The 25,158-nt window shown below is 32.2% G+C and carries 15 protein-coding genes; 3 read left to right on the plus strand and 12 right to left on the minus strand.

Annotated features, from left to right (window positions below):
* Positions 1 to 12: 12 nt before the first annotated feature.
* The 5 genes from NYQ10_RS01125 to NYQ10_RS01145 form a co-directional block, all read right to left on the minus strand.
* Positions 13 to 1,695 carry an MBOAT family O-acyltransferase gene (locus NYQ10_RS01125; protein WP_289878544.1) on the minus strand — a complete coding sequence of 561 codons (1,683 nt, stop codon included), beginning with the start codon at positions 1,693 to 1,695 and terminating at the stop codon, positions 13 to 15.
* 1 nt (position 1,696) lies between these two features.
* A complete protein-coding gene (locus NYQ10_RS01130; protein WP_289878545.1) occupies positions 1,697 to 3,025 on the minus strand; it encodes a GDSL-type esterase/lipase family protein in 1,329 nt (442 codons plus the stop codon).
* Between the two features lie 89 nt (positions 3,026 to 3,114).
* On the minus strand, positions 3,115 to 4,593 hold the full coding sequence (locus NYQ10_RS01135; RefSeq protein ID WP_289878546.1) for an SGNH/GDSL hydrolase family protein: 1,479 nt from the start codon (positions 4,591 to 4,593) through the stop codon (positions 3,115 to 3,117).
* 278 nt (positions 4,594 to 4,871) lie between these two features.
* Positions 4,872 to 5,951, minus strand: a complete 1,080-nt coding sequence (locus NYQ10_RS01140) for an HmuY family protein (protein ID WP_289878547.1) — start codon at positions 5,949 to 5,951, stop codon at positions 4,872 to 4,874.
* A gap of 16 nt (positions 5,952 to 5,967) precedes the next feature.
* On the minus strand, positions 5,968 to 8,082 hold the full coding sequence (locus NYQ10_RS01145; RefSeq protein WP_289878548.1) for a TonB-dependent receptor plug domain-containing protein: 2,115 nt from the start codon (positions 8,080 to 8,082) through the stop codon (positions 5,968 to 5,970).
* A 105-nt stretch (positions 8,083 to 8,187) separates the two neighbouring features.
* Between NYQ10_RS01145 and NYQ10_RS01150 the strand changes: the two genes are divergently transcribed.
* The gene (locus tag NYQ10_RS01150) at positions 8,188 to 9,090 is read left to right on the plus strand and encodes a DUF6607 family protein (protein ID WP_289878549.1); all 903 of its coding nucleotides are present in this window, start codon (positions 8,188 to 8,190) and stop codon (positions 9,088 to 9,090) included.
* A 144-nt stretch (positions 9,091 to 9,234) separates the two neighbouring features.
* Here the strand turns inward: NYQ10_RS01150 and NYQ10_RS01155 are convergent, their stop codons facing one another.
* From NYQ10_RS01155 to argS, 3 genes are all read right to left on the minus strand, one after another.
* Positions 9,235 to 10,734: a SusD/RagB family nutrient-binding outer membrane lipoprotein gene (locus NYQ10_RS01155; protein WP_289878550.1), complete on the minus strand. Its 1,500-nt coding sequence runs from the start codon at positions 10,732 to 10,734 to the stop codon at positions 9,235 to 9,237.
* Entirely contained in the window at positions 10,680 to 13,871 is a 3,192-nt protein-coding gene (locus NYQ10_RS01160; protein WP_289878551.1) for a SusC/RagA family TonB-linked outer membrane protein, read from the minus strand. Before NYQ10_RS01160 ends, NYQ10_RS01155 begins: the two co-directional genes overlap by 55 nt.
* A 365-nt stretch (positions 13,872 to 14,236) precedes the next feature.
* Complete coding sequence (argS, locus tag NYQ10_RS01165; RefSeq protein WP_289878552.1) at positions 14,237 to 16,015, minus strand: arginine--tRNA ligase; 1,779 nt, start codon at positions 16,013 to 16,015, stop codon at positions 14,237 to 14,239.
* Between the two features lie 335 nt (positions 16,016 to 16,350).
* On the opposite strand from argS, the gene NYQ10_RS01170 reads away from it, so the two are divergent.
* Entirely contained in the window at positions 16,351 to 18,771 is a 2,421-nt protein-coding gene (locus tag NYQ10_RS01170) for a TonB-dependent receptor domain-containing protein (RefSeq protein WP_289878553.1), read from the plus strand.
* A gap of 95 nt (positions 18,772 to 18,866) precedes the next feature.
* Here NYQ10_RS01170 and NYQ10_RS01175 read toward each other — a convergent pair whose 3' ends face one another.
* The gene (locus NYQ10_RS01175; protein WP_289878554.1) at positions 18,867 to 19,538 is read right to left on the minus strand and encodes a copper homeostasis protein CutC; all 672 of its coding nucleotides are present in this window, start codon (positions 19,536 to 19,538) and stop codon (positions 18,867 to 18,869) included.
* A gap of 129 nt (positions 19,539 to 19,667) precedes the next feature.
* Complete coding sequence (locus NYQ10_RS01180) at positions 19,668 to 20,675, minus strand: 3-oxoacyl-ACP synthase III family protein (RefSeq protein WP_289878555.1); 1,008 nt, start codon at positions 20,673 to 20,675, stop codon at positions 19,668 to 19,670.
* A gap of 261 nt (positions 20,676 to 20,936) precedes the next feature.
* On the opposite strand from NYQ10_RS01180, the gene NYQ10_RS01185 reads away from it, so the two are divergent.
* A complete protein-coding gene (locus NYQ10_RS01185) occupies positions 20,937 to 23,348 on the plus strand; it encodes a S9 family peptidase (RefSeq protein ID WP_289878556.1) in 2,412 nt (803 codons plus the stop codon).
* A gap of 52 nt (positions 23,349 to 23,400) precedes the next feature.
* Here the strand turns inward: NYQ10_RS01185 and NYQ10_RS01190 are convergent, their stop codons facing one another.
* Both NYQ10_RS01190 and NYQ10_RS01195 read right to left on the minus strand, forming a co-directional pair.
* Complete coding sequence (locus tag NYQ10_RS01190) at positions 23,401 to 24,351, minus strand: ABC transporter ATP-binding protein (RefSeq protein ID WP_289878557.1); 951 nt, start codon at positions 24,349 to 24,351, stop codon at positions 23,401 to 23,403.
* A gap of 106 nt (positions 24,352 to 24,457) precedes the next feature.
* A complete protein-coding gene (locus NYQ10_RS01195; RefSeq protein ID WP_276172194.1) occupies positions 24,458 to 25,153 on the minus strand; it encodes an OmpA family protein in 696 nt (231 codons plus the stop codon).
* Positions 25,154 to 25,158 lie beyond the last annotated feature (5 nt).

Consider the following 25,158-nt stretch of genomic DNA (forward strand, 5'->3'; position numbering starts at 1 on the left):
GAACCTTAAAGATTAAAATTGGAAATATATGAAAGGTTGTGAACCTGCAACTGCTGTTGCGTAAACAATCCAATAAACGAATCCCAGAATTATTGCTTTTACTACTATTGGTGTTTTATCAAAAACAGATTTCATTCCTGTTGTGAATGATTCTGGTAAGAAATGCCAAACGTAACCGAATAACATTAATCCGAAAACATTTTTGTAACCTAGAATAATTGTTTTCCAAAGTTCTGGTTCGAATGTCAATTGTCCGATATTATTAATTACTTGCAAAGCTGTTTCGAAATCTCTAGCACGGAAGAAAATCCAACAGAAAACTACAAAATGGAAGGTAATTACGATAGAGAAAAATCTCCACAAGAAATTTGGACTTTTATCTTTTTTGGAAGGAAAAAATTCCATGAATATTTTGTGAACAGCTAAAGCCAATCCGTGTAATGCTCCCCAAACAATAAACTGTGCTCCTGCTCCATGCCACAAACCTCCTAAAAGCATTGTGGTAAACAAATTGAAATTGGTTACTAAGGTTTGTTTTATTTTGCTTGAAAGTAAAAATGATAAACAGAAAACAAAAATACTGCTTCCAGCAATAATTAACGGAATTATACTTTCATTAAAATTGGAAATTCCCCAAAGCAATAATCCAAAGAAAAATAAACTTGGAAATAAATATCCTGCAAAAGATCCGCTACGGTTTCCACCAATAGAAATGTATAAAAAGTCTTTTAACCAAGTTGAAAGTGAAATGTGCCATCTTCTCCAGAAATCGGTAATAGAAGTTGATTTATACGGCGTTCTAAAGTTTTCTGGCAATTTAAATCCTAACAATAATGCGATACCAATTGCCATATCTGAATATCCAGAGAAATCGCAATAAATCTGAATCGCATATCCGTAAGATGCCATTAAATTTTCAAACGAAGTATAACTCAACGGCGTATCAAAAACTCGGTCTACAAAGTTTACTGAAATGTAATTTGATATTACTGTTTTCTTTATTAAACCTCCAATAATTAAGAATAAAGCATTGTTTACATCTTGTCTTGTAAGGTTTAATTTTTGGTAAATCTGCGGCAAGAAATCTTTCGCACGCACAATTGGTCCAGCCACTAACTGCGGGAAAAACGAAACGAAAAATAAATATTCAATATAATTTTTGGTTGGTTTAATTTCTTCTCGATAAATTTCAATAATATAACTCATTGATTGGAAAGTGTAGAACGAAATTCCGACAGGAAGAAAAACATTATGAAGTGCAAAATTACCATGAAACATATCATTGTAAGTTACAATCAAAAAGTTCATGTATTTGAAATAGCCTAAAAGTGCCAAATTCAAAATAACACTTATAACCAAATACAATTTCTTGACATTATCGCGACTTTCTCTATAAATAATCTGGCTCAAGCCATAATCTACAACAGACGAAAGCAATAATAACAGAAAATAAATTCCGCTTGATTTATAGTAAAAGAATAGCGAAAAGAGAATAACATATGTTAATCTCAAATAAAATGTTTTGCGTAAAAAACCATACACAAAATAGAAAACCAAAAATAGGCCTAAGAATAAACCGGTATTGAATAAAAGTTTTTCGTCTTCATTGTAAACGAACCAACTTTTAACTTGTTCTATTGTAATTGCACCAAAATTTTGAATGAACCAATTATTAATGCTATCTATTGTTGTCAACTTAATTCTTTAATTTAAAATTATCGTATGCTTTTAAAAACGCCTGTGTAAACAAATTTCCTTGTTTCTCGTATCCTTTTTTAGAATAATGAACCCAATCTGGCCCAATTAATCCTTGTATTTTTAGTTGTTTAATTCCGCTCATTCCACCAAATTCATCGTATAAATCCCAAACGGCAAAACCGTCTTTTTGAGCTATATCGATAATTTGTCGCGTGTAATCATCAATATAGGTATTTGGTTTTCTTCTCAATAATGATGGCGGCGGTGTCATTACAATTATTGGCGCATTTATATTTTGTGCTTTAATTTTTGCAATAAAATCTCGAAGTTCTTTAATATAATTTCCAGAATCTAAATGATCGTAACTTTCATTTGTTCCTAACGAAAAAACCAACAAATCTGGATGTAATGCTTTTAATTGTTCAAAGAATAAAGGATATTTATTATAATCTGAAAACTTAGCGCCATTTACGCCAATTCCGCTGTAAAGAATTCCAGGATTATCTTTTTCTAAAACAATTCCGTTTAACTCGAAATCTTTTGCTTCTTTGTTTGGAATTAGAAAAATTCGACTTAATGCATCATTAGAATTGTAATAATGAGTATAAGAATCTGATTCTATTGTTAAAGGCACAAACTCTGACATTGAAACTGTTTTTGCTCTTGTTTCATTTGTTGCAATTTTAAGAGTTCTTCCAGCGCGAATATTATTCCCTTTTAAATGATTATCTCTTTTAATTTCTGCAATCGAAACATTGTATTTATCTGCAATGCTTCCTAAAACTTCGCCTTTTTTAATTTTATGTGTAATGACTTTTCGCTCTGTCGTTTGAATCGAATTGATTTTAGACGAAACAGCCAAATCAAACATATTCTGATTTTGAGGCGTAATAATTTTTATGGTATTGAATTTATACGCTGGATCTTTTATGTTCATCTCCATAACAAATCCTCCAGAATCTCTCCATAGTCCAATTCCGCTTAAGCCAACTGGATTGCTTTTAAAAGGAAGAATGTTTCTATAACTTTCCCAAGTTCTATTTGATTTGAAACGCTCATTGTAAGATCCGTTTGTTCTTGCTAATTGATATGGAAAAACCAAACCGCGTCCAGCATTTCCAAATTTTTGTTGCAGATTCTTTCTGATTTCATTAGTCATCAAATCTCCTTGAATATGAGAATCGCCAATATGTACAATATTGATTTTTTGATTTTTCTGATTTTCATTTTCTTCTAATTTCTTAAAGAAATCTTCTAACACTTTCGCATTATAAATCTGACCATCAGAAGGCGCTTCAATCGCTGCAGTATCCACTTTTTGAATCATACTTTTGGGTATTGGATGTACATTTCTTTTTGGAGGTTTTTCATTTGTTGTAAAAAAAAGACAACAAAAGAATACTATTAATTTATTCATCATAAGCTGTCTTGTGTTATGGATACGGAATCGGATTTGGCTCTTTTTACTGGTTTTGGCTTAGTCCCTTCTGCGTCTCTTTTTTGTCTGAGAACTTTATATTCTTCGTATCCTTTATTCAATTGTCCGTACAATAAATTTCCAATTGCTTTTGCTCCACGCTGGTTAAAGTGCGTGTAATCTTTATTGGCTTTTGCTGGCGCTTCATCAACCCATTTTATCATCGAACCATCGCCTCCCATTAAAGTATATAAATTTACAAATCCTGCTTGAGTTTCAAGAGCGTAATGTTTTTGTGCTTTCATTAAAGGAACTACGGCAGAATCGGTTTTCATTTCCATGTCATATTTGGTCGATTTATCTGCTGTAGAAACAATTAAAATCGAAACTCCTGGAAAAGATTCTTTAATTTTATTTACGGTTTTTGTCATTCCTTTTTCATACCAAGAATAATTTTTGGTTCCGTAATTCAAAACGTTTGTTCCGTAATGAAGAATAATCAAATCGTATTTCAGATTATTATTAAAAGCTCTCATTACATCGGCATTGAACATTGAAATAGGAAGTCCTGAATTTCCTCTTTGAGAGAAATTGTCAACGTGAACTCCCGCTCCGTTATCAAAATTAAATCCGTAAATCGGAATAGAATCTGCTTGAACAAAATTGGCTTTAAATGCTTTTAAATTTCCAGAAGAAACTTTTAATGTATTCACTAAATTATTTGGCGAAAGGCTTTTTTTGATGGTATCTTTTCCGATAATAAAATTCACTTTTCCTGTTTTAGATGCACGACCGTAAAATAAAGTGGCATTATCTAAAGAAGTAGAATATTTGCTAAGACCTGCTTCATACTGAACCCAAGTCGGATTCGATTTATCATTTGCAAAAAATACATGACCATTTACACCAAACGGACTAGTTGGTCTTTTTACATTTAAGTATGATTGTGTTTTCCAGTTTTTAGAATAAGTTGATTTTACAGAACCCCTAGAAGCGGCAGATTCTGAAGTAATCGGAACAAAACCAACTCCATTTCCTCCAAAACGTTCTTGATAATTGGTTCGAACGTCTTGAACGATTAAATCTCCATCGGTCATAGAATCTCCGTAATAAGCAATTCGAACTTTGTTCTGCGGATTTTTTTCTAACTGATATAATTTTTCATAGAAAGAAATCAGGTATTGATAACCTTTATAATTTTCGAAAGTTTCGGCAGGAAATTCGATTCCTTCTGTCTGATCAAAAACAATTTTCTGATTGTTTAATTCTCTTTCGCTTTCAGCAATACTATCGTCATCCAAAGCAATTGAATCTTTAGCCACAGACTCTAAAAGCAGACTATCTATTAATATGTTTTTAGAATCTAATTTACTGTCTGAAAATATTTTATCTGGAAGGATTTGTTTGAACCCAATAAAAGCAACAAGCGCTAACGCAACAATTGCAAAAGACTGAAAAAAATAAGATTTTGTATTCACTTAATTATTATAAAAGTATAAAGGTCTGCATTCAAAAATTAAACCAATTAAATAATTGTTAACTTATTGCAGAAAAAATTTGTGCAAAGATAGAATAACATTTTGTTTCTAATTCAATTTAGTAAGAAAGTAGAACAAAAAAAAGAGGTTAGATAAATCTAACCTCTAAATCAAAAAAAAATAAAAAAAACAAAGCTAATGATTAACTAAATTTTAATGCGTTGCATTATATATTAGAATGAATAATCTTTATATTTTTTTAGATTTTCATTTTAAAATTATTTCAAGATAGCGTATTCTAGAGTAACATATCCTCTAACACCTGCTTCATTAGACATTGCTAAGAATTTAACTTTATAATAGTTTCCAGCTGCATCTTTAACAACATAAAAACGATCTGTTCTAATACTTGGTAAAGTAGATGGTCCTCCGCCACTTCTCCAGTTTGCTCCAATTATTCTTTGATCTGTTGCAGAAGCAGTAAAATTACCCTCAACAACATTTGCTTTTGTAAATCCTGCGTAAGTTACATCAGCTGTTGCTAAAACTTGGTATGCTTGAGTACCGCCTTTCATATTTGTAACGATGAAATCAGAATATCCGTAAGTTACTTCTGTACCTGCATTTAAGTAGTTAGTGAAAACTGTGAAATTTAAATCCCATTTATCTTTTTGAGGCTCAACAGAAACTGTATTACCTGATGTCATACTAAAGAATGTAAAGTTGTAAGCAGCATCTTTAGAGATTGTTTTTTCTGTGAAAGTTGCAGAAGCTAAATCAGCGTATTGAATTTTATATCCATTACCGCTTCTTAAAATTCTAACTTTTTTCCATCCTCTTGCATCACCATCAACAGCAACAGAACCTACACTAGGCGCAGCAGTACCAACAGCATATCCTAAATTCACTAAGTAAACTTTATTGTCTGCATCAGTTGCAGAAATTTCAGCAATTGCAGTTCCAATTCCAGCACCAGCACCAGCTAAAACACCTGTTGGATTATCTACAAAACCGTTAGAAGCAGCCGTTGTACCAGCTCCAACTGTTACATCTGTATTAATTGTTTGAGTTAAAGTAATATCAGAAGTCTCTAATTTTTTAACTGCCATTTTTAGAGATCCGTTTATCACAACTCTAAAATCTGTACCACTAGAAAATCCAAAATCCCAAGCTGCTCTATTTACAGATTTTAATTCTTCAGAACTTAAGTCTAGATAAACTTGATTAGGTTGGTTCGGTCCGCCAACAGCTGGTTGCAAAGTAGCTCCTACTGTAGGAATTTCAACTTGAACATCGTCATCACTTGAACAAGCTACAAGAGATAAGAATGCGAATGATAGTAAAAATAATTTTTTCATTGTATTTTGTTTTATATTAAAGATTAAGGTTATACGCTAATTTTAAAAAGTAAGAACGACCGTAAGCTAGCATCGTAGTTGACGCCGTTGCGTGTCCCGCTCCTTCACTTGATCGTGTACGGTTAACATCTGTTATGTTAAAAATATTTCTAGCTCCCAATGTAACTTCAAACTTGTCTTTAAAGAAATTCTTTCTTACAGAAGCGTCAAGCCAATTACTCGGATCTATTTTAGACAAAACATATTCTGATGTTCCTGCAACAAATTGTTGTGTTTGTCCATTATATTTATAGTATGCTGAAAAGATTGTTTTCCATTTTGGGATATTGTATGAAAAACTAGCATTTAGATTAAATGTATACAAGAATCGATCGTCTGAAACCATTATAGCATTATCAATTCGCTGAGAAACTCCAACTAATGCAGCACCAACATTCACTGTTAAATTATTTAGTCGGAATTGATTCATTGTCGAAAAATTCCACATTCTATACTTACTAATATTGATGTATTGATTTTCGGGAGTACCCGTATCTGGATTATTACGGATAAAGGCCATGTCAATTCTGTCATCAACATCTAAATAACTTCCAGAAAATGTATTTGAAATCTGTAAACCTGATGATAATGACGTATATTTTTTGACACTTGCTTCATATGAAGTACTTGTTTCTGGAATTAGATTTTCATTTCCAGCAAAGAAATGTCCGTCAAAAATTTGGTTGGCATACAATTCCTCAAAATTTGGAGTTCTAAAACCATTTCCATAAGAACCTCGAAGTTCAAGTCCTTTATCAAATAAATATCTTAACGCAACTGAAGAAGCATATTGATTATCGAACTTAGATTGTGCAGAAAACCTCAATCCTGGCTTTATCGAAAATCGTTCTGTAGCCATAATCTCTGAAGACACAAAAAAGTCATAATTTTCTAATGTCTTACTAACTGGTGTTATGATATTATTTTCTTTCTGCACTAAGGCAAAACCTTTATTATTTACAAATTCGTATCCTATTTGTAAATCAATTCTTTTATCATTAAAGAAGTTATTTAAAGTTCCTGTAGACGAAAGCACCTCCATCGATTGGTCTTTTTCGGAAACATTCATTCCTTCGGTTCTAGTGTACAGATAATATCTGAAGTTTTCAATTTCTCTCTGTTGCTTCTGCTGTGTAACAGAAACATTATAAGTCAATTGAGAAAACATTAAACCCGTTAAATTTAAATTATGAAAATATCTGTTGGTAAAATATCTTTTATCGTCAGCATACAAATAAGATCCTAAAGTTGGGCTATAATTAGATTGGACTGTACTATTATAGTAATCCACATCTTCATCAAGAAATTCAAATTTATAGAAGAATCTAAAATTATCTTTATGATAAGAAATTAAAGCATTTCCATTTAGTTGTTCTTTTGGCAACCAACTATATCCGCGAGTAAAATCACTTACAAGATAATTCTTCCCATTTCGGTCATTTAAAAACCCCTGAAGATCATTTCTGGTAGCTCCTACACTTACAAACCAATTTTGATCAAATGAATGGGCAACACGTAAAGACTGGATGTGGCGTCCTTTATCAAAAAGAGAAAATTCCTTACCTACAGTTTCTTCTTGTACCGATGCGTTTATATCCCATTTATATTTTGATGATTTTTTTGTAATTATATTTAAAACCCCACTTACTGCATTAGCTCCATAACTAACTCCCATTGAACCTTCAACAATTTCTATATGATCAACATCATTTAGATTAATTTGAGACAAATCTGTATTATTCCCCAAACCAGCTTCATTTACTAATGGAATATTATCTACTAAAATTTTAAAGTATTGCGCATCTAATCCAAATAATGAAACTGTAGAACGTCCTGTTGTACCGCTTGGCCTAACTGTAATATTTAGATATTGATTTAAAACATCTGCTAAGTTATTAGCCGCTAAGTTCTTGATGTCTTGATTCGAAATCACACGAACATTAAAAACCGATTTCTTTATCGATTGCGGCTCAAACTGTCCTGTAACAACAACTTCCGACAATTTTTCTTGCGATTTTATAGTATCTCTCTGCTGAGCGAAAGAATAAGCGCTTGATAATAGCACAGCAAAAAGGGTAAATTTAATTTTCATTATTTTTATTGAGTCTTAATAATCGATGCAAATATATAACTATTTTTAACTATTCTAAATTAATTTTATATATTTGCAAAAAATTTAAAAACAAAACAATAAGTTATGATTTCGAAAAGTCTTTTAATGTCAGCCGCTGTGGCTTTAACATGCAGTCTTGGTTTTAGTCAGGACAAGAAACAACAAGATATTAAGTCTATTAAATCTATGTGTGGTTGTTATGAAGTGAAATTTAATTTCACCGAAACTTTTTCATACCCAAAAGATTCACTTACATACAAACCATCTGAAACAAAACACGAATCTGCTTTAGAATGGGTAGAATTATTAGAAGATACTCCGAACAAAATCGTAATGCAACATTTATTGATTGTAAGTGATGATATGATTATCAAACACTGGAGACAAGATTGGTTATACGAAAACACAGACTTATATTCTTTTGACAAAGGAAATTCTTGGAAATACAAAAAATTAGACAAAAAAGCTGTTAAAGGTCAATGGACTCAAAAAGTATATCAAGTAGATGATAGTCCTAGATATGAAGGATCTTCGACTTGGGTTCACGTTGATGGAAAAGATTATTGGGCAAACGTTGCAGATGCACCACTTCCTAGAAGAGAGCAAACAAAACGTAACGATTATAATGTTTTAAAAAGAAGAAACATTCACGAAATCACTTCTACAGGATGGAATCATGAGCAAGACAACGACAAATTAGTTCGTGACGATGCTGGAAAAGATGCTCTATTAGCACAAGAAAAAGGATTTGATGTTTACACTAAAGTTCCAGATGTAAAATGTATCGCAGCTCAAAAATGGTGGGTAGCAAACAATGTACTTTGGAAAAATGTTCGTGACAAATGGCAAACTCTTTTCGACAGACACAAAGACTTAAACTTAGAAGCTAAAGTGGACAGAAAAGCACTTTACTCTTTATTATTTGATTTGAAACCAGATACTGCAAAAGCAGAAACAGATAAAATCATTGACAAATTTGTTAAGTAATTAGAATTAGTTGTTATAAAAAAGCCGGAAGTTTTGAGACCTCCGGCTTTTTTTATGATTTATTATTTTTTAATGTTTAATCTTTAAATAGGGTTTAAATCAAGTAGCTTTTACCTTACATTAATGATTTGTTGACAAATATTTTTACCTAGTACCTCCTGCCCACCAAACATTTTCTTTATATACATATGATCCGTCTCCATACAGATCTTTTATATATGAATTCGAAGCAACATCTGATTGACCGTAAGCAAATCTTAGAGGAAATAATTCAGGTTTCGCATTTACCATTGGAATAAAATTTCCATTCCCCATTGCTTGCAAACGTCTAATATCATTATAAGATTCAATACCTTCATTTTCGTAGAAAGAAATATGTTTTTCAATCATAACCTTTTTCAATAATGCATCACCTGTCAGCGTTCCAATAGAAGCTATGTAAGCATCCGCTTGAGCCGCGGTAAATGTTACTACTTGTTTTTTTGTGTAAGATGCTTTTATCGCAGCATTCATGGTAGTTTGCGCTTGAGGCAAACCTAACCTAGCTTCAGCTTCAGCTTTCAAGAATAATAATTCATGGTAACTTAATAAATAAATTGGATTTTTCTCACTCATTAGAGCCGAGATAGAATAAATACCTTGTCCTTCTAAATCTTCTTTTGAGTTGTCAAAAGGAACAACTACACCTTTTATTTTGGAAAAAAACGCATCAGTTCGCACATCAGCTGGTCCATTAGCAATCATGGTATTATAGAAACTTTTAGCCACACATATAGCTCCCCTGTCTAACTGAAATCTGGCATAAGGATTTGGCACCCCGTCATTTACAAATTTCAATTCATCATCTGCATTAGCAAAAGAAGCATTAACGTAATTAATTACACCTTGATAGTCAGCTTTTCTAAGAGAAAGCCTCATAGTATATCTAGCTAATAAACCATTTGCTGCTTTTATCCATTTCGCAGAATTTCCCCCATAAATTAAGTCCTGATTTCCTAAACTTGAATAAGTAGTTGTTTTTTTTAAGTTAGCAATACCTTGATTTAATTTAGCAAATATATCTAGATAAATTGCTTCTTGTTTGTCAACCTTAGGTTGAAAAATTACTCCTGGTTTTACAGCTTCTTCGTAAGGAACATCGCCGAATAAATCTGTCAGAACGGCTAAATTATAAGCAAGTAATATCTGAGCTATTCCTAATGTCTGAAAGTTTCCTTTTTCTTCTCCTGTTGTACACTTATCAATAATAATGTTTAGTGTTTTTATTTGTTCATAACTATTATTCCATCCATTATTATAAGTAGAAGATAATTGAGGTTCAGCACGTCTAACCTGTGCATTATACATTTGGTTATGATTTCCTGCATTTAATTCAGAATATATTCCAGCATAAAAAGAGGCATCAGAACCAGTCACAGAAAAAGCACAATTAACCATTACATCGGTAATAATTAAACGACTTGCCATATCTGTTGGATTATTGACATTCTTGTTTATCTCATCCATCTTATCTTCTGAACAGGACTGAAATAAAAATAAAGTTACTAAAGCTGTTATTGCTATTTTTATATTTTTCATTTGATTGTTAATTAAAATGTAAAGTTCATTCCAAAACCAATGCTCTTCGTTTGTGGCATTGACCATTGTTCAAATCCTCCTGAGAAGTTATTATTACCCTGTGTAGCTTCTGGATCAAGGTTAGGCATTTTAGACCACAATAAAATGTTTCTTGCAAAAACAGAAGCTCTAAGATCAAGAGAGTTTTTTAATAATTTAGGAAATTGATATCCCAGAGTAACTTCTCTTAATTTTACAAAACTTGCATCAAAAACTGCAGATTCTGCAATGCCATTTAATGCTGCTTGCAATTGTTGTTGTGCATTTGGATCTGAAGCACCTCCTCTAACAATATCATTTGGAGTTCCGTCTTGTTTAACACCTGGAAATACAAATTCAGAAGTTCGATCAGCTGTTCTTGCATCTACGCCATAGTAACTCATTAAGTTATTCGATCCGCTATAAATCTTTCCACCATTTTTCCAATCAACAACAGCTCCCAATGAAATTCTTTTATATGCAAATTGAGTAGAACCTCCCAAAGTAAATTTTGGCGCAACTTCTCCCAATACTTTTAATTCACCATCAGCCACAGGAAGTCCTTGAGAATTTACTAGAATTTTATTTTGAGCATCTCTAGCATAACCTGTACCATAAATAACAGGAAAGCGATCACCCACACTAGCCCTAAGTTGCGGAGTTGTAAATCCACCTAAAAAAATGTTATCTACACCATTTGCTAATGCTTCGACGTAAGAGTCAATTTTCGAGAAGTTTGCATTTAAAATCCAATTAAAATCTTTTGTACGTACTGGATTTAACATTAAAGTTAATTCGTGTACCTCATTACGCATTTTTCCTCCATTTGTTACAAGTGAACTAGCTCCTGTTGAACCAGCTAATGGAACGCTAAAAATTTGATCTGTTGAATTTTGTTTAGAAAAAGTGTATTCAATTCCAACTCTGTTATTGAAAAATTTTAAATCTGCTCCGACTTCGTAAGATTTCGTATTTTGCGGTTTCAAATTTGGATCGTATTGTACATTGTTAGAAATATACGAACTAATACCTCCCAAAGGATATTGTATTGGTTGTCCTGACCAAAATCCACCGCCATAAGATGGAGTAGTGTAATAATTTCCTATATAATTTCCTGCTTGCCCAACTTGAGCAATTGACCCTCTAAGTTTTGCATACGAAAGAAATGAATTTTCTTTTAAGCCTTCTAATTCTGTTACAACAAAACCTAAAGAAGCTGATGGATAAATAAAATCTCTATTTCCTCTAGGCATATTAGATGCAATATCTTTACGAATTGTACCACTTAAGAAAAGCATATTCTTGAAGGATAATTCAATATTACTAAAAAAACCAACTGTACGTATTTGTCTTCTATATTCTTCAGCAGTTATAGTTCTCGCATTCGCAATTGTTGGCCAGCCACCAAAGTTAAAAGCGGTTCCCACTTCATCGTATTCTTTAGTGTTTTGGTGATTATATTCATTTCCAACTAAAACATTTAAATTAATATCCTTTGTTATATTTAAATTGTAATTTAAAGTAAACAAAGAGTTAATTACATCGTTTGTTGTACCAAAAAGATGTGCACTACTGCTTTGTCCAGATAAATCAAGTTTATTTCCAAACTCAAAAATATTTCTGTAATTGGTAGTCCACGAATCTACACCTACCTGATATTTAACTGTTAATTTTTGATTCCCATCTGAACTTATAATTGGAGAATATTGAATATATGTATTCCCAAAAGCACGATTTGTTTTTTCACTAAATTCGTTGTTGTTGGCAGCCCAGTAAGGGTTATTAAAAACACTTGGTCTATAGTAAATTTGATCGTATGAATTTGCTGGATTAGCGTAACCAATTCCTTTTAAATCGTAACTTCTTGGAGCAGCAAAAACACCAACTATAGCACCATCATTAGCGGAAGTACTTTTATTTATTTTAGTTTGAATATAATTAAATGAAAAACCTGTTTTCCACTCATTATTTAACTTTGTATCTACTACGGCTTTAGCAGTATATCTATTCATACCCGTTTCAGGGATAATTCCATCTTGTTTTGATGTACCTATACCAAATGAATAGTTAGTTTTTTCTGTCGATTGAGAAATATTTAACGAGTTATTGATCGTAATTCCAGTATTAAAAAAATCGTTAATATTATTATAGGCTCTAGGTGTAACCCACGGATCTAAGCCAGCTTTTGCTCTTTGGGGCACATAATATTTACCTTGTTTTAATACTCCTCCATTCAACGCATTAGCTACATTTCCACCATAAGTAGGATCATTAGGTAATTCTGAAATTTTTGGTCCCCAGTTTGTTGAAGCATTTGGATTAAATACGCCATTTGAACCTTGAGCATATTCATTTTGAGTACTTGGCTTCTTCGAAATTGTTTCAAAACTTGTAGAAGTATTAAAAGTAATAATAGGCTTTCCGTTCTGACCAGAATTTTTTCCGCTTTTTGTAGTAATCACAATTACTCCGTTTGAAGCTCTCAATCCATATAATGCAGATGCAGCTTGCCCCTTTAAAACATTTATTGACTCGATTTCGTTTGGATCAATATCTACAGCTCTATTAGCAATATCAGATCCTGTAACTCCATTACCAGTACTAAAATCTGGTTGAGAGGCTACAGGCATACCATCAATCACATACAAAGGACTATTATTTCCTGTAAAAGATCGAGCGCCACGAATTACTATTTGTGAAGAGGCACCTGGAGCTCCACTCGAAGGAGTAATTTGAACTCCTGCCAATTTACCCTGCAAAGCACCAGAAAGACTATTATTATTTCCTCTTGTAATGTCAGCAGCTTTTACTTCTTGAGTAGCATATCCAATAGCACGAGCACTTTTCTTAACTCCTAATGCTGTAACAACTACAACTTCTTCCAATTGTTCTCCACCTTCTTGCATTTTAACATTTACAGCAGATGCATTTCCAACTGTAATGGTTTGGTCTTTCATACCCACATAAGAAATAACTAAAACATCTCCTGTTTTTGCTTTAATCTTATACTTTCCATCAAAATCGGTTTGCACTCCATTACTAGTTCCTTTTACCACAACATTCGCACCTGGAATTGGTCCGCTTCCATCTGATACAATTCCAGAAATTGTTTTTTCCTGTGCAAAAAATATTTGAACAGTAAACAAGAATACAAGAATTGCAAACCCTTTAATTTTCTTTTTCATTTATAGCTTTTTTTAATTAAGGGGCGCAACTTAGAAAATTAAATTAATTTTAACAAGATTTTAAATACATTTAACATTAAATATTATAAAATAAAACTTACAAATAAATACAAAATAAAAAACCGCCTATAAAATAGACGGCTTGTTTATCCAAACCATTTTCACTAAAAGCGTACTAATTCAAAATAGTTAAAAATGAATATTTGGAAATATTTCTAAAAGTATTTAAGAGTTTAAAGCATATAATTAATTTTAGACAAAAGTATTAGCAAATCCAACTTAAAAAAGGTCATTGAGGTCATAAAAACAATAAAAAAAGCCAATAGTTAAACTATTGGCTTTTCATTTCTCTTATTCTTGTTCTCTTACATTCTCTCAGGAACCTCAATCCCTAATAATTGGAATGCTGAGTTGATTACCTCAGCAACTTTTTGAGAAAGCTGTACTCTGAATATTTTTTTAGTCAAATCAATTTCTCCAAGAATATGAACAGACTGATAGAATGAATTATATTCTTTTACTAAATCATAAGTATAATTAGCAATTAACGCTGGACTATGATTTTGTGCCGCATTCTGAATTATTTCTGGAAAAAGTTCGATTTGTTTTACCAATTCTTTTTCTTTTTCATGCAATTCTCCGATTTCGATTTTGTTAGAAAAATCAAAATCAGCTTTACGGATAATTGATTGAATTCTCGCGTATGTATATTGAATAAACGGACCTGTATTTCCTGCAAAATCAACAGATTCTGCTGGATTAAACAAAATACGTTTTTTAGGATCTACTTTTAAAATGTAATATTTTAAAGCTCCAAGACCAATTGTTTTATACAATTTTGCTTTTTCTTCATCAGAATAGTAATCTAGCTTTCCTAAATCTTCTGAGATTTGTTTTGCTGTATCTGTCATATCTTGCATCAAATCATCTGCATCTACGACAGTTCCTTCACGGCTTTTCATTTTTCCAGAAGGTAAATCAACCATTCCGTATGATAAATGATATAAACTTGAAGCCCAATCAAAACCTAATTTTTTTAAGATTAAGAATAATACTTTAAAATGATAATCTTGTTCATTTCCAACTGTGTAAACCATTCCCCCAACATCTGGCATGTCTTTTACACGCTGAATTGCGGTTCCGATATCTTGGGTCATATAAACCGCAGTTCCGTCAGAACGCAATACGATTTTACGATCCAAACCTTCGTCAGTCAAATCAATCCAAACAGAACCATCTGGATCTTTTTCAAAAACACCTTTATCTAAACCTACCTGAACAACATCTTTTCCTAATAAATAAGTGTTGCTTTCGTAGTAATATTTATCAAAATTAACTCCAAGATTTGTGTAAGTTGTTGCAAAACCTTCATAAACCCATTCGTTCATTTTTTTCCAAAGCTCAATTACTTTTTCGTCACCTGCTTCCCATTTCTTCAGCATATCTTGCGCTTCAATAATAATTGGCGCTTGTTTTTTAGCTTCTTCTTCAGTTTTACCAGTTTCGATTAAGCTGTTAATTTCATTTTTGTAAGCTTTATCAAACTCAACATAATATTTCCCAACCAGTTTATCACCTTTTAAACCTGAAGTTTCTGGAGTTTCTCCGTTTCCGAATTTTTCCCAAGCCAACATCGATTTACAGATATGAATTCCTCGATCGTTGATAATTTGAGTTTTGTATACTTTTTTTCCAGACGCTTTTAAAATTTCAGCAACAGAATATCCTAACAAATTGTTACGAACGTGGCCTAAATGCAGAGGTTTATTGGTATTTGGAGAAGAATATTCTACCATTACCGCTTTTTCGTCTGGATTTGGAGTTACATATCCAAATTTCTTGTTATCTCTAATTCCATTAAAGAAATTCACATAATAACTATCAGAAATTACAATATTCAAGAATCCTGAAACTACATTAAAGCGTGCAACTTCAGAAACATTTTCAACTAGATAATTTCCAATTTTATTTCCTAATTCAGCTGGATTACTTTTAATTACTTTCAACAATGGAAAAATAACCATTGTAATATCGCCTTCAAACTCTTTTCTGGTAGTTTGAAACTCAATTTTATCAACAGTAACATCAAATAATGCTTGTATTGCTTTTTGTATAGAAGGTGTAAGAATTTGTGATAATGACATGTAAACTTATTTTAAAGTGAGCAAAGATACTGCTTATTCATCAATTAGAGAAAATCAAAAACATATTAAATTCAGGAAAAGGATTAGAATTTATCAAAAAAACAGTTTTTTGAATTGTTAAAATTATCAAAAAGTCAAAAGCTTAATCTCCTACAAAACAAGGGATGTGAAAATTTTCGAAATATTTTTTTGCAATTTGTTGTAACATATTAAACACAAAAGAGTCTTAATAGAGACTTCAAATTCATTTTTAAAGTCGCAAGAAAACAAAAAAACAAAAAAAAGTAACTAACACAATCATCATCAATCAAATCAAAAAATAATCAGTAAAAATCATGAAATTAAAAATCTTTCTGTTTGCGTTATTGGGGGTAATCGCAACAGCACAAGCCCAGAATACAGGAAATGTATCTGGGAAAATTACAGAGAAATCAAACGGTATGCCTGTTTCTTATGCAACAGTTTCTCTTAAAGAAAATGGAAAAGTAGTATCTGGAGTTAATACAGATGACAATGGAGAATTTTCATTTAAAAATATAGCCTTAAAAAGTTATACTATCGAAATCCAATATATTGGTTTTAGAAAATATGTAGGTTCTGTTCTTTTGAGCGAAAACAAAAAATCTGCAACTGTAAATGTTTCTCTGGAAGAAGAAGCTACACAATTAAAAGGCGTAAACATTATTGCTGAACGTTCTACAATTGAACAAAAAATCGACAGAAAAGTAGTTACGGTTGGTAAAGATTTGACAACTGCTGGAGCTTCTGCATCGGATATTATGAATAATATTCCTTCTGTGAATGTAGATCAGGACGGAAAACTTTCGCTTCGCGGAAATGATAATGTTCGTGTATTAATTGACGGACGTCCATCGAACATTGATCCTGCGCAATTGCTGAAACAAATTCCATCAACTTCTATCAAAAAGATTGAGTTGATTACAAATCCAAGTGCAAAATATAACCCAGAAGGAATGTCTGGAATTATTAATATCATTTTGCATAAAAACGCTAACACTGGTTTTAACGGAACTTACAGCGGAGGAATCACTTTTGGAGAAACTGCAAAATACAATCAGTCTTTAGATTTAAATTATAAAACTGGAAAAGTAAATTTCTTTGGAAATGTGGGACAAAACTTTGGAACGTACTATAACGATGGTTTTATTAAAAGATTTGACCAAGACATTGTTCAAAGAATTGATGTGATGAATGATAATGATTCATATTTATACAAAATCGGAATGGATTTTTTAATTGACGATCATAACACATTATCGATTTATACAAATCAGAATAAATCTAACGGAAAAGGTTTTGTAGATACTGATATCGATTATAATAACGTAACTAATTCTGATATTTCGAACATTTTTCAGAAATCAAGATATTGGGGACCAGATCAAGTTGGGACTTATAATTTGGCATACAAACACATTTTCAAAAAAGAAGGCCACACTTTAGATTTTGAAGGAAATTATAGTGATAATAAAGAATCTCAACATGCTTCTTTTGATACTGAAACAACAAAAACAGACAATACAAGCTCTGATATTTTGTATAATGATTTCTTGAAAGGTACTCGAAAACTAACCACTTTAAATGTTGATTATGTTAATCCGTTAAACGAAAAAACAACTCTTGAAGCTGGTGCCGAAGCAAGAATTACAAGAACAGGAAATGATTACACAACAGGAAATCCGTTGCTTCCGGTTGCAGATAGAACTTCTCATTATACTTATGATACCGATATTTATTCTGCATATGTAACATTTGGTCAGAAATTCAAAAAAATAAGTTATCAGCTTGGAGCGCGTTTTGAAAGCTATAAAGTTCAGGCTAACTTAAATTATGGACAGACTATGTTTGATGATGATTATATCACATTATATCCTTCTGCTTATTTAACTTACAACATTACTGAGAAAAACACTTTACAGTTTAGCTACAGCCGTCGTGTTGACCGTCCGAGTTTAGAACAGACAAAACCTATTCGTGAGTTTGCAACTCCTTTGGTTACATCTTTAGGAAATCCTGAATTAAGACCACAATTCACTAATTCTGTTGAAGTAAATTATACTAAAACATTAGAAAAAGGAAGTTTTTCTGCAGGTGTTTTTGTGAGAAGCATTAACGACCAAATTAGCAGAATTTTATATCCAGATCCAGCAGATCCGAGCAAAGAAAAGCAGATTATGTCTTTTACAAACTACGATCATAATACAGCGTACGGATTTGAAGCTTCTTTCAATTATAAAATTACAAAATGGTGGGATATTCAGCCATCTATTGATTTTTCAAGCATCAACCAGCAAGGTATTGTGTTTCAATACAATGCTGCTGACAATAGCAGTAATCCAATTGAAAGAAAAATTACTGTTGCTGCTTTCAACGGACGTATGAATTCTAATTTTAAAGCCAACAAACGCTTAAGCTTCTTATTATTCGGATTTTACAGAGGTGCAGTTGATGGACTTCAAAACAATAGTCACGAAATGTATAAAATGGATATTGGTTCGCGCTACACTTTGTTAGACAACAAAATGAACATCAGCGTACGTTTTAATGATGTTTTCAAAACTATGAAATATGCTTTTGACACTCAATATCCTTATCCACAAGCTGGACAGTTTACTTGGGAAAGCCAAACAGTTTATGTAGGTTTAACATACAACTTTGGTGGCGGAAAAATCAAAAACTTACAGCGTAAACAAAGAGATGACAATACGAATAAAGACGGAGGCGGAATGTTCTAATCGTCTTATTGCAAGAATTTTTTAATAATTTTAGAATAATTTTTTGTAGAAGAAAAGTCTGGAGATGCCAACTCCAGACTTTTTTTATTTTAGGTTTATAAAAAATTACGAATTTCTTTTATTTCTTCAGGATTCGCAATTTCAGTATTATTTGTGATTGCTGACGAATGATAAAAAGTCAGATCTAATTTTTCTTGAAGCAATTTTATATTTGAAGATCTTAAACCGCCGCCAGGCATAATTTCGATTCGGTCTCCAGCTAATTCTTGAAGTCTTTCTAATGCTGAAATTCCTTCTTCTACATTTACGCCTTGACCAGAAGTCAAAATTGTTTTGAAACCACAATTAATAATGGTTTCTAATGATTTTTCAGGATTCTTAACCACATCAAAAGCACGGTGAAAAGTACAAGATAACGGATGCGCTAAATGCACCAATTCTTTGTTTTGCTTTTTATTTACTTTTCCATTTTCTTTTAAGATTCCGAAAACAAAACCATCAACACCCAATTTTTTAAATTGTTTAATGTCTTGTTTCATTTCTGTAAGTTCTTCATCAGAATAAACAAAATCACCGCCTCGAGGTCTAATAATAACATGCATTTTAATGTTTAGACTTTCACGGACTTTAAGCACCAAAATAGAATTTGGTGTTGTTCCTCCTAATTTCATGTTCTCACATAATTCAATTCTGTCCGCACCATTTTCCTGTGCAATTAAGGCAGATTCATAATTAAAGCAAGCTATTTCTAGTTGATTTTTTTTCATTTCAATTCAAATAATTTTCTTCAAAGAAGACCTAACAGGTTTTAAAAACCTGTCAGGTCTAATGCGAATTTATAAAAAAAACCTGCTCCAAAATGAAGCAGGTTAAAATATAATGTAAGATGAATTATTTTACCATTTAATAATAGAACTTGCCCAAGTAAATCCACTACCGAAGGCTGCTAAAACTACTGTATCTCCAGATTTGATTTTTCCTTGCTCCCAAGCTTCAGTTAAAGCAATCGGAATAGATGCAGCCGTTGTATTTCCGTATTTCTGAATATTATTATGAACCTGATCGTCTTTTAATTTGAATTTATTTTGAATGAATTGTGAAATTCTCAAATTCGCCTGATGCGGAATCAACATATCAATATCTGAAACTTGAAGACCGTTTGCTTCCAATCCTTCGTTGATTACTTCTGCAAAACGAACAACCGCATTTTTGAATACAAATTGTCCATTCATATAAGGATAATAACTTTCGTCATTTGGGTCGTTGTCTGCAATAATATCTGTAACCCAACGAGCTCCCATTCCAGGCGCTTGCAAAGCTAGTTCTTCAGCATGTTCACCTTCAGAATGCAAGTGAGTAGAAAGAATTCCTTTTGTTAAATCTTCTTCACGGCTTAAAACAGCTGCTCCTGCTCCATCTCCAAAAATTACAGAAACACCGCGCCCGCGAGTTGTCATGTCTAAACCTGTAGAATGAACTTCTGAACCAATTACCAAAATGTTTTTATACATTCCGGTTTTAATATATTGATCTGCTACAGAAATTGCGTAAACAAATCCTGAACATTGATTTCTAACATCTAAAGCTCCAACCGTTCTAAGACCTAAATCTCTCTGAACCAAAACTCCAGGTCCTGGAAAATAATAATCTGGACTTAATGTAGCAAAAACTACAAAATCAATATCTTCTTTGGCAACACCAGAACGCTCGATTGCAATTTTAGCTGCTTTCACTCCCATCGAAGTTGTGGTGTCTTCTCCCCGAATAATGTGTCTTCTCTCCTGAATTCCTGTTCTTTCCTGAATCCATTCGTCATTGGTATCCATTATCTTAGACAAATCATCATTAGTCACCACATTAGAAGGAACATAATATCCTAAACCAGCTATTTTTGAATGATACATATTCTATTATTATTTATTAAAAATTGGAATGCAAATTTACGCATACTTTAAAATATACGTATACAAAATACTATTTTTTTCGTAATTAGCAATTTAATATATTTTAATAATAAGGCAAGATAGCATCAATTACTTCTTGAAAAGACAATTTTCTGTTACAAAAACCGAAAAAAATTAAAAAACAGACTTAAAATGTAACAAGATGAAAGTATCTTAGTCAAACATTTTGAATCCCATTTATAAATCACTAAAATTCAAACTATGAAATTAAAGGTTACGCTGTTGTTATTTTTAAACATAAGCTTCTTCTCTTATGCTCAAGAGAATTTAACTTATCAAAAACCTTCTAAATCTATTTTAGATTTAGCAGATTATCAGAGACCTCCTTCTGTATCTATGGATACAAAAAAGGAAAATATGCTTTTAACTTATAGAAATACGTATAAAACTCTTGACGATTTAAATCAAGATGAAGTTCGTTTGGCAGGTTTGAGAATTAATCCTGTAACTAATATTTCAAGCACAGTAACTTACGTTACTAATCTTAAACTTAGAAAAATTAGCGGCAAAGAAGATGTTCAAGTAAAAGGTCTTCCTGAAAATCCTAAAATTGCCAATATTCTTTGGTCGCCAAATGATAAAAAAATTCTTTTCTCTCACACCGCAGCTTCTGGTGTAGAACTTTGGGTTTTAGATGTAGCATCGGCTCAGGCTGCAAAACTTACAGAGGCGAATGTAAATGCAAATCTTGGAAATCCATTTAGCTGGTTATTAGACAATGAAACTATTTTAGTTAAAATGCTTCCAAAAAACAGACCAGCACTTTTAGATTCAAAAAAGGATTTGCCAACTGGTCCAATTATTTCTAACACTTCTGGAGAAAAATCACAAAACAGAACTTATCCTGATATGTTGAAAAATAAAAATGACGAAGCGAATTTCGAAAATAGCGTCACTTCTGAACTATATAAAGTTAAACTAAATGGTGATGCCGTTTTATTTAAAGAAGCGGCAATGTTTGCTGGAGAAAGAATTTCACCAGATGGAAATTACATTATGCTGACTACAATTCAAAAACCATTTTCTTACGTAGTTCCTTTAAATAGATTTCCATCTAAAACCATTGTATACAATATAAACGGAAAAGAAATCAAAACTGTAAACGAAGTCCCTCTAAATGAGATTATGCCAAAAGGTTTTATGGCTGTTCGTAAAGGAAAAAGAGATATGGCATGGAGAAATGACAAACCAGCAACATTATCTTATGCAGTAGCTTTAGATGAAGGTGATCCAGCTAAAAAAGTAGATTTTAGAGACGAAGTTTTTCTTTGGGATGCTCCTTTTGATAAAGATGCTACATCATTAGTAAAATTGCCACAGCGTTTCAGCAATATTATGTGGGGTAGTGATAATTTGGCGGTTATATCAGACGAATGGTATGATACTAGAAACACTAAAACTTATTTGATTAATCCATCAAATCCTAGCCAACAGCCAAAACTTATTACAGATAGAAATTCTCAAGATGTTTACTCAGATCCAGGAAATTTCGAAACAAAGAAAAATGCTTACAACAAATATGTTTTAGCTATTGAAAAAAACAATCTTTATAGAATTGGAGATGGCTATACTAAAAACGGTCAATTTCCTTTTGTTGATGAATTTAATCTTGAAACTTTAAAATCTAAACGTATTTATACTTCACCTTATAAAGATAAAAAAGAAGATATTTATGAAATTGAAGATTTTAAGTCTGGAAAAATTTTGGTGCAGGTTCAATCTAAAACCGAATATCCAAATTACTATTTTAAAAACATCAAAAAACCAAACAGCTTAACGCCAATTACCGATTTCAAAAATCCGTTTGAAAGCATCAAAAACGTAAGCAAAGAAGTTATAAAATACAAACGTAAAGATGGTTTAGAACTTTCTGGAACTTTATATCTTCCTGCTGGTTATGACAAAACTAAAAAAGAAAAACTTCCTTTATTAATCTGGGCTTATCCAGCAGAATATAAAGACAGAAATAGTGCTTCACAATCGACTCAAAACTCAAATGAATTCACATTTCCATATTATGGATCATTTGTATATTGGGTAACAAAAGGATATGTCGTTTTAGATGATGCAGCTTTCCCAATTATTGGAGAAGGAACAACGGAACCAAACGATAACTTTATTTCGCAATTGGTAGATAATGCGGCCGCGGCTATAGATGCTGTTGATGCTTTAGGATATATCAATCGTAAAAAAGTAGCCGTTGGAGGACACTCTTATGGAGCATTTATGACTGCAAATTTATTAACTCACTCGAATCTTTTTGCATGCGGAATTGCAAGAAGCGGTGCTTACAACAGAACTTTAACGCCTTTCGGGTTTCAGACAGAACAAAGAAATTACTGGGAAGTTCCTGAAGTATACAACACAATGTCTCCTTTTATGAATGCTGATAAAATGAAAACTCCGATTTTATTAGTTCATGGTGAAGCAGATAACAATCCAGGAACTTTTACTTTGCAGACAGAAAGATATTTCCAAGCTTTGAAAGGATTAGGAGCGCCAGCTAGAATGGTTATTCTTCCGAAAGAATCTCATGGATATGCTGCCAAAGAAAATATTCTTCACTTACTTTGGGAACAAGATCAATTCTTAGAAAAATATTTGAAAAATTAATTTCAATCTTTCATAAAAAGAAACCCGATAGCAAATACTATCGGGTTTCTTTTTATAAATAATTTAAAACTAAAAACACTTCTTGTTCCAGCGGTAAATCGATTTCACTTTCAAAGAAAATCAATTGTCTTTTATGAACCGTTTCAATTAGAAAATGACTTCCTCTAAAATAAGTTCTTCTAATTTTTACCTTCAATCTAGATTCTGAAACCATTTTAAACTGATGCGGATAAACTAATGTTTTATGCGTTTCATCTTCATAAGGAAGCAACAAATGCGTTGCCACTTCATTGACTTCACCAAATAGAGAAGCTACATATTTTATCTGCGGATCTTCGTATATTTTAGTGGGATTATCTTTTTTAATCACTTCACCATAACGCATTACAATAGCTTCGTCTGCAAAAGACAAAGCATCTGTACTATCGTGTGTTGCAATAATACAGGTAATTCCTTTTTGTTTTAAATAGCGAAATAAATTTCGTCGCAAAGCATTTTTTCTAAAAGCATCAATTTGACTAAACGGTTCGTCTAACAAAATAACTTCTGGTTCTAGAGCTAAAACTCTAACTAGTGCAACTCTTTGCTGTTGTCCTCCACTTAAGAATTTTGTTTTTACATTAGAAAATTGTTCCATTTCGACCATTTCTAATAATTCCTGAACACGGAGTTTTTTCATGTTCGCAAAACCATTCGAAAGGAATTTCCCAACATTTTCTGCCACCGTTTCATATGGAGACAAATCAAAGTCCTGAGCCAAATATTTCATGTATGGCATTCCGGGAATCAAATTAAACTTTGGTCCCAGAATAGGTTTATCATTATAAAATATTTTTCCTTCGTCTAAATCATACAAACCATAGATAAGTTTAAGCAGCGTACTTTTACCGCAACCACTTTCTCCAATAATAGCAATATTATCACCTTTATTAATAGTGAAAGAGACGTTTTTGATAACTGGCGTATCGGTATATGAAAAAGATATATTTTGAATGTCAAGCATGAGTTGTAATATGAGAGGTCAAATTTACAATGTTTAATTTCTAATGTCAAAAAAAAGCTGCTTCAATTATGAAACAGCTTTTTTTATATTTTATTTTGTTTTGAAATTATTTTCCAGCTTCTGCTTTAGCGTCATTTACCATTTTGTCATTCGCAGTAATTGAGAATTCAACACGACGGTTTTGCGCTCTTCCTTCTGGAGTATCATTTGTTGCAATTGGATCTGCAATTCCTAAACCTGAAGTTTTGAAACGGCTAGATTTTAATCCTTTAGCAACTAAATAAGCTTGTACAGAAGCAGCTCTTTGTCCAGAAAGTGTTAAATTATATTCTGGTTTTCCTGTATTATCAGTATATCCAAAAATTTGAATATCAGTATCTCCGTATTCATTAAATACTGGAACCAATTTATCTAAATTAGCTTTTGCTGTAGAAGTCAAAGTAGATTTGTTTGTATCAAAACGAACTGAGTTTTCATTCAAAGTTAAATGAATACCTTCTCCAACTCTTTCTACAGAAGCGCCTGGTAAAGCTTGATCGATTTCACGAGCTTGTTTATCCATTTTGTTTCCGATCAAAGCTCCAGTTCCACCACCTACAGCAGCTCCAATTGCAGCTCCTAAAGCAGCGTTTCCGCCTTTTCCTAAATTATTTCCTAATACAGCTCCGATAACACCTCCAGCAACTGCACCAATTCCGGCACCTTTTTGCGTGTTATTTGCATTTTTTACTGAATCACAACTAGTAAAAAAACTAGCAATAACCATTAAACTACTTAATCCTAAAACTGTTATCTTTTTCATATTCT

This window comes from Flavobacterium johnsoniae (assembly GCF_030388325.1).
Taxonomy (GTDB): domain Bacteria; phylum Bacteroidota; class Bacteroidia; order Flavobacteriales; family Flavobacteriaceae; genus Flavobacterium; species Flavobacterium johnsoniae_C.

Bases quoted from the DNA above. Each gene is read 5' to 3' on its own strand.
- NYQ10_RS01130 (WP_289878545.1), bottom strand. From the start codon at position 3,025: ATGATTCAAAAAGTGGATACTGCAGCGATTGAAGCGCCTTCTGATGGT.
- NYQ10_RS01140 (WP_289878547.1), bottom strand. From the start codon at position 5,951: ATGAAAAAATTATTTTTACTATCATTCGCATTCTTATCTCTTGTAGCT.
- NYQ10_RS01145 (WP_289878548.1), bottom strand. From the start codon at position 8,082: ATGAAAATTAAATTTACCCTTTTTGCTGTGCTATTATCAAGCGCTTAT.
- NYQ10_RS01150 (WP_289878549.1), top strand. From the start codon at position 8,188: ATGATTTCGAAAAGTCTTTTAATGTCAGCCGCTGTGGCTTTAACATGC.
- NYQ10_RS01155 (WP_289878550.1), bottom strand. From the start codon at position 10,734: ATGGTCAATGCCACAAACGAAGAGCATTGGTTTTGGAATGAACTTTAC.
- NYQ10_RS01160 (WP_289878551.1), bottom strand. From the start codon at position 13,871: ATGAAAAAGAAAATTAAAGGGTTTGCAATTCTTGTATTCTTGTTTACT.
- argS (WP_289878552.1), bottom strand. From the start codon at position 16,015: ATGTCATTATCACAAATTCTTACACCTTCTATACAAAAAGCAATACAA.
- NYQ10_RS01170 (WP_289878553.1), top strand. From the start codon at position 16,351: ATGAAATTAAAAATCTTTCTGTTTGCGTTATTGGGGGTAATCGCAACA.
- NYQ10_RS01175 (WP_289878554.1), bottom strand. From the start codon at position 19,538: ATGAAAAAAAATCAACTAGAAATAGCTTGCTTTAATTATGAATCTGCC.
- NYQ10_RS01180 (WP_289878555.1), bottom strand. From the start codon at position 20,675: ATGTATCATTCAAAAATAGCTGGTTTAGGATATTATGTTCCTTCTAAT.
- NYQ10_RS01185 (WP_289878556.1), top strand. From the start codon at position 20,937: ATGAAATTAAAGGTTACGCTGTTGTTATTTTTAAACATAAGCTTCTTC.
- NYQ10_RS01190 (WP_289878557.1), bottom strand. From the start codon at position 24,351: ATGCTTGACATTCAAAATATATCTTTTTCATATACCGATACGCCAGTT.
- NYQ10_RS01195 (WP_276172194.1), bottom strand. From the start codon at position 25,153: ATGAAAAAGATAACAGTTTTAGGATTAAGTAGTTTAATGGTTATTGCT.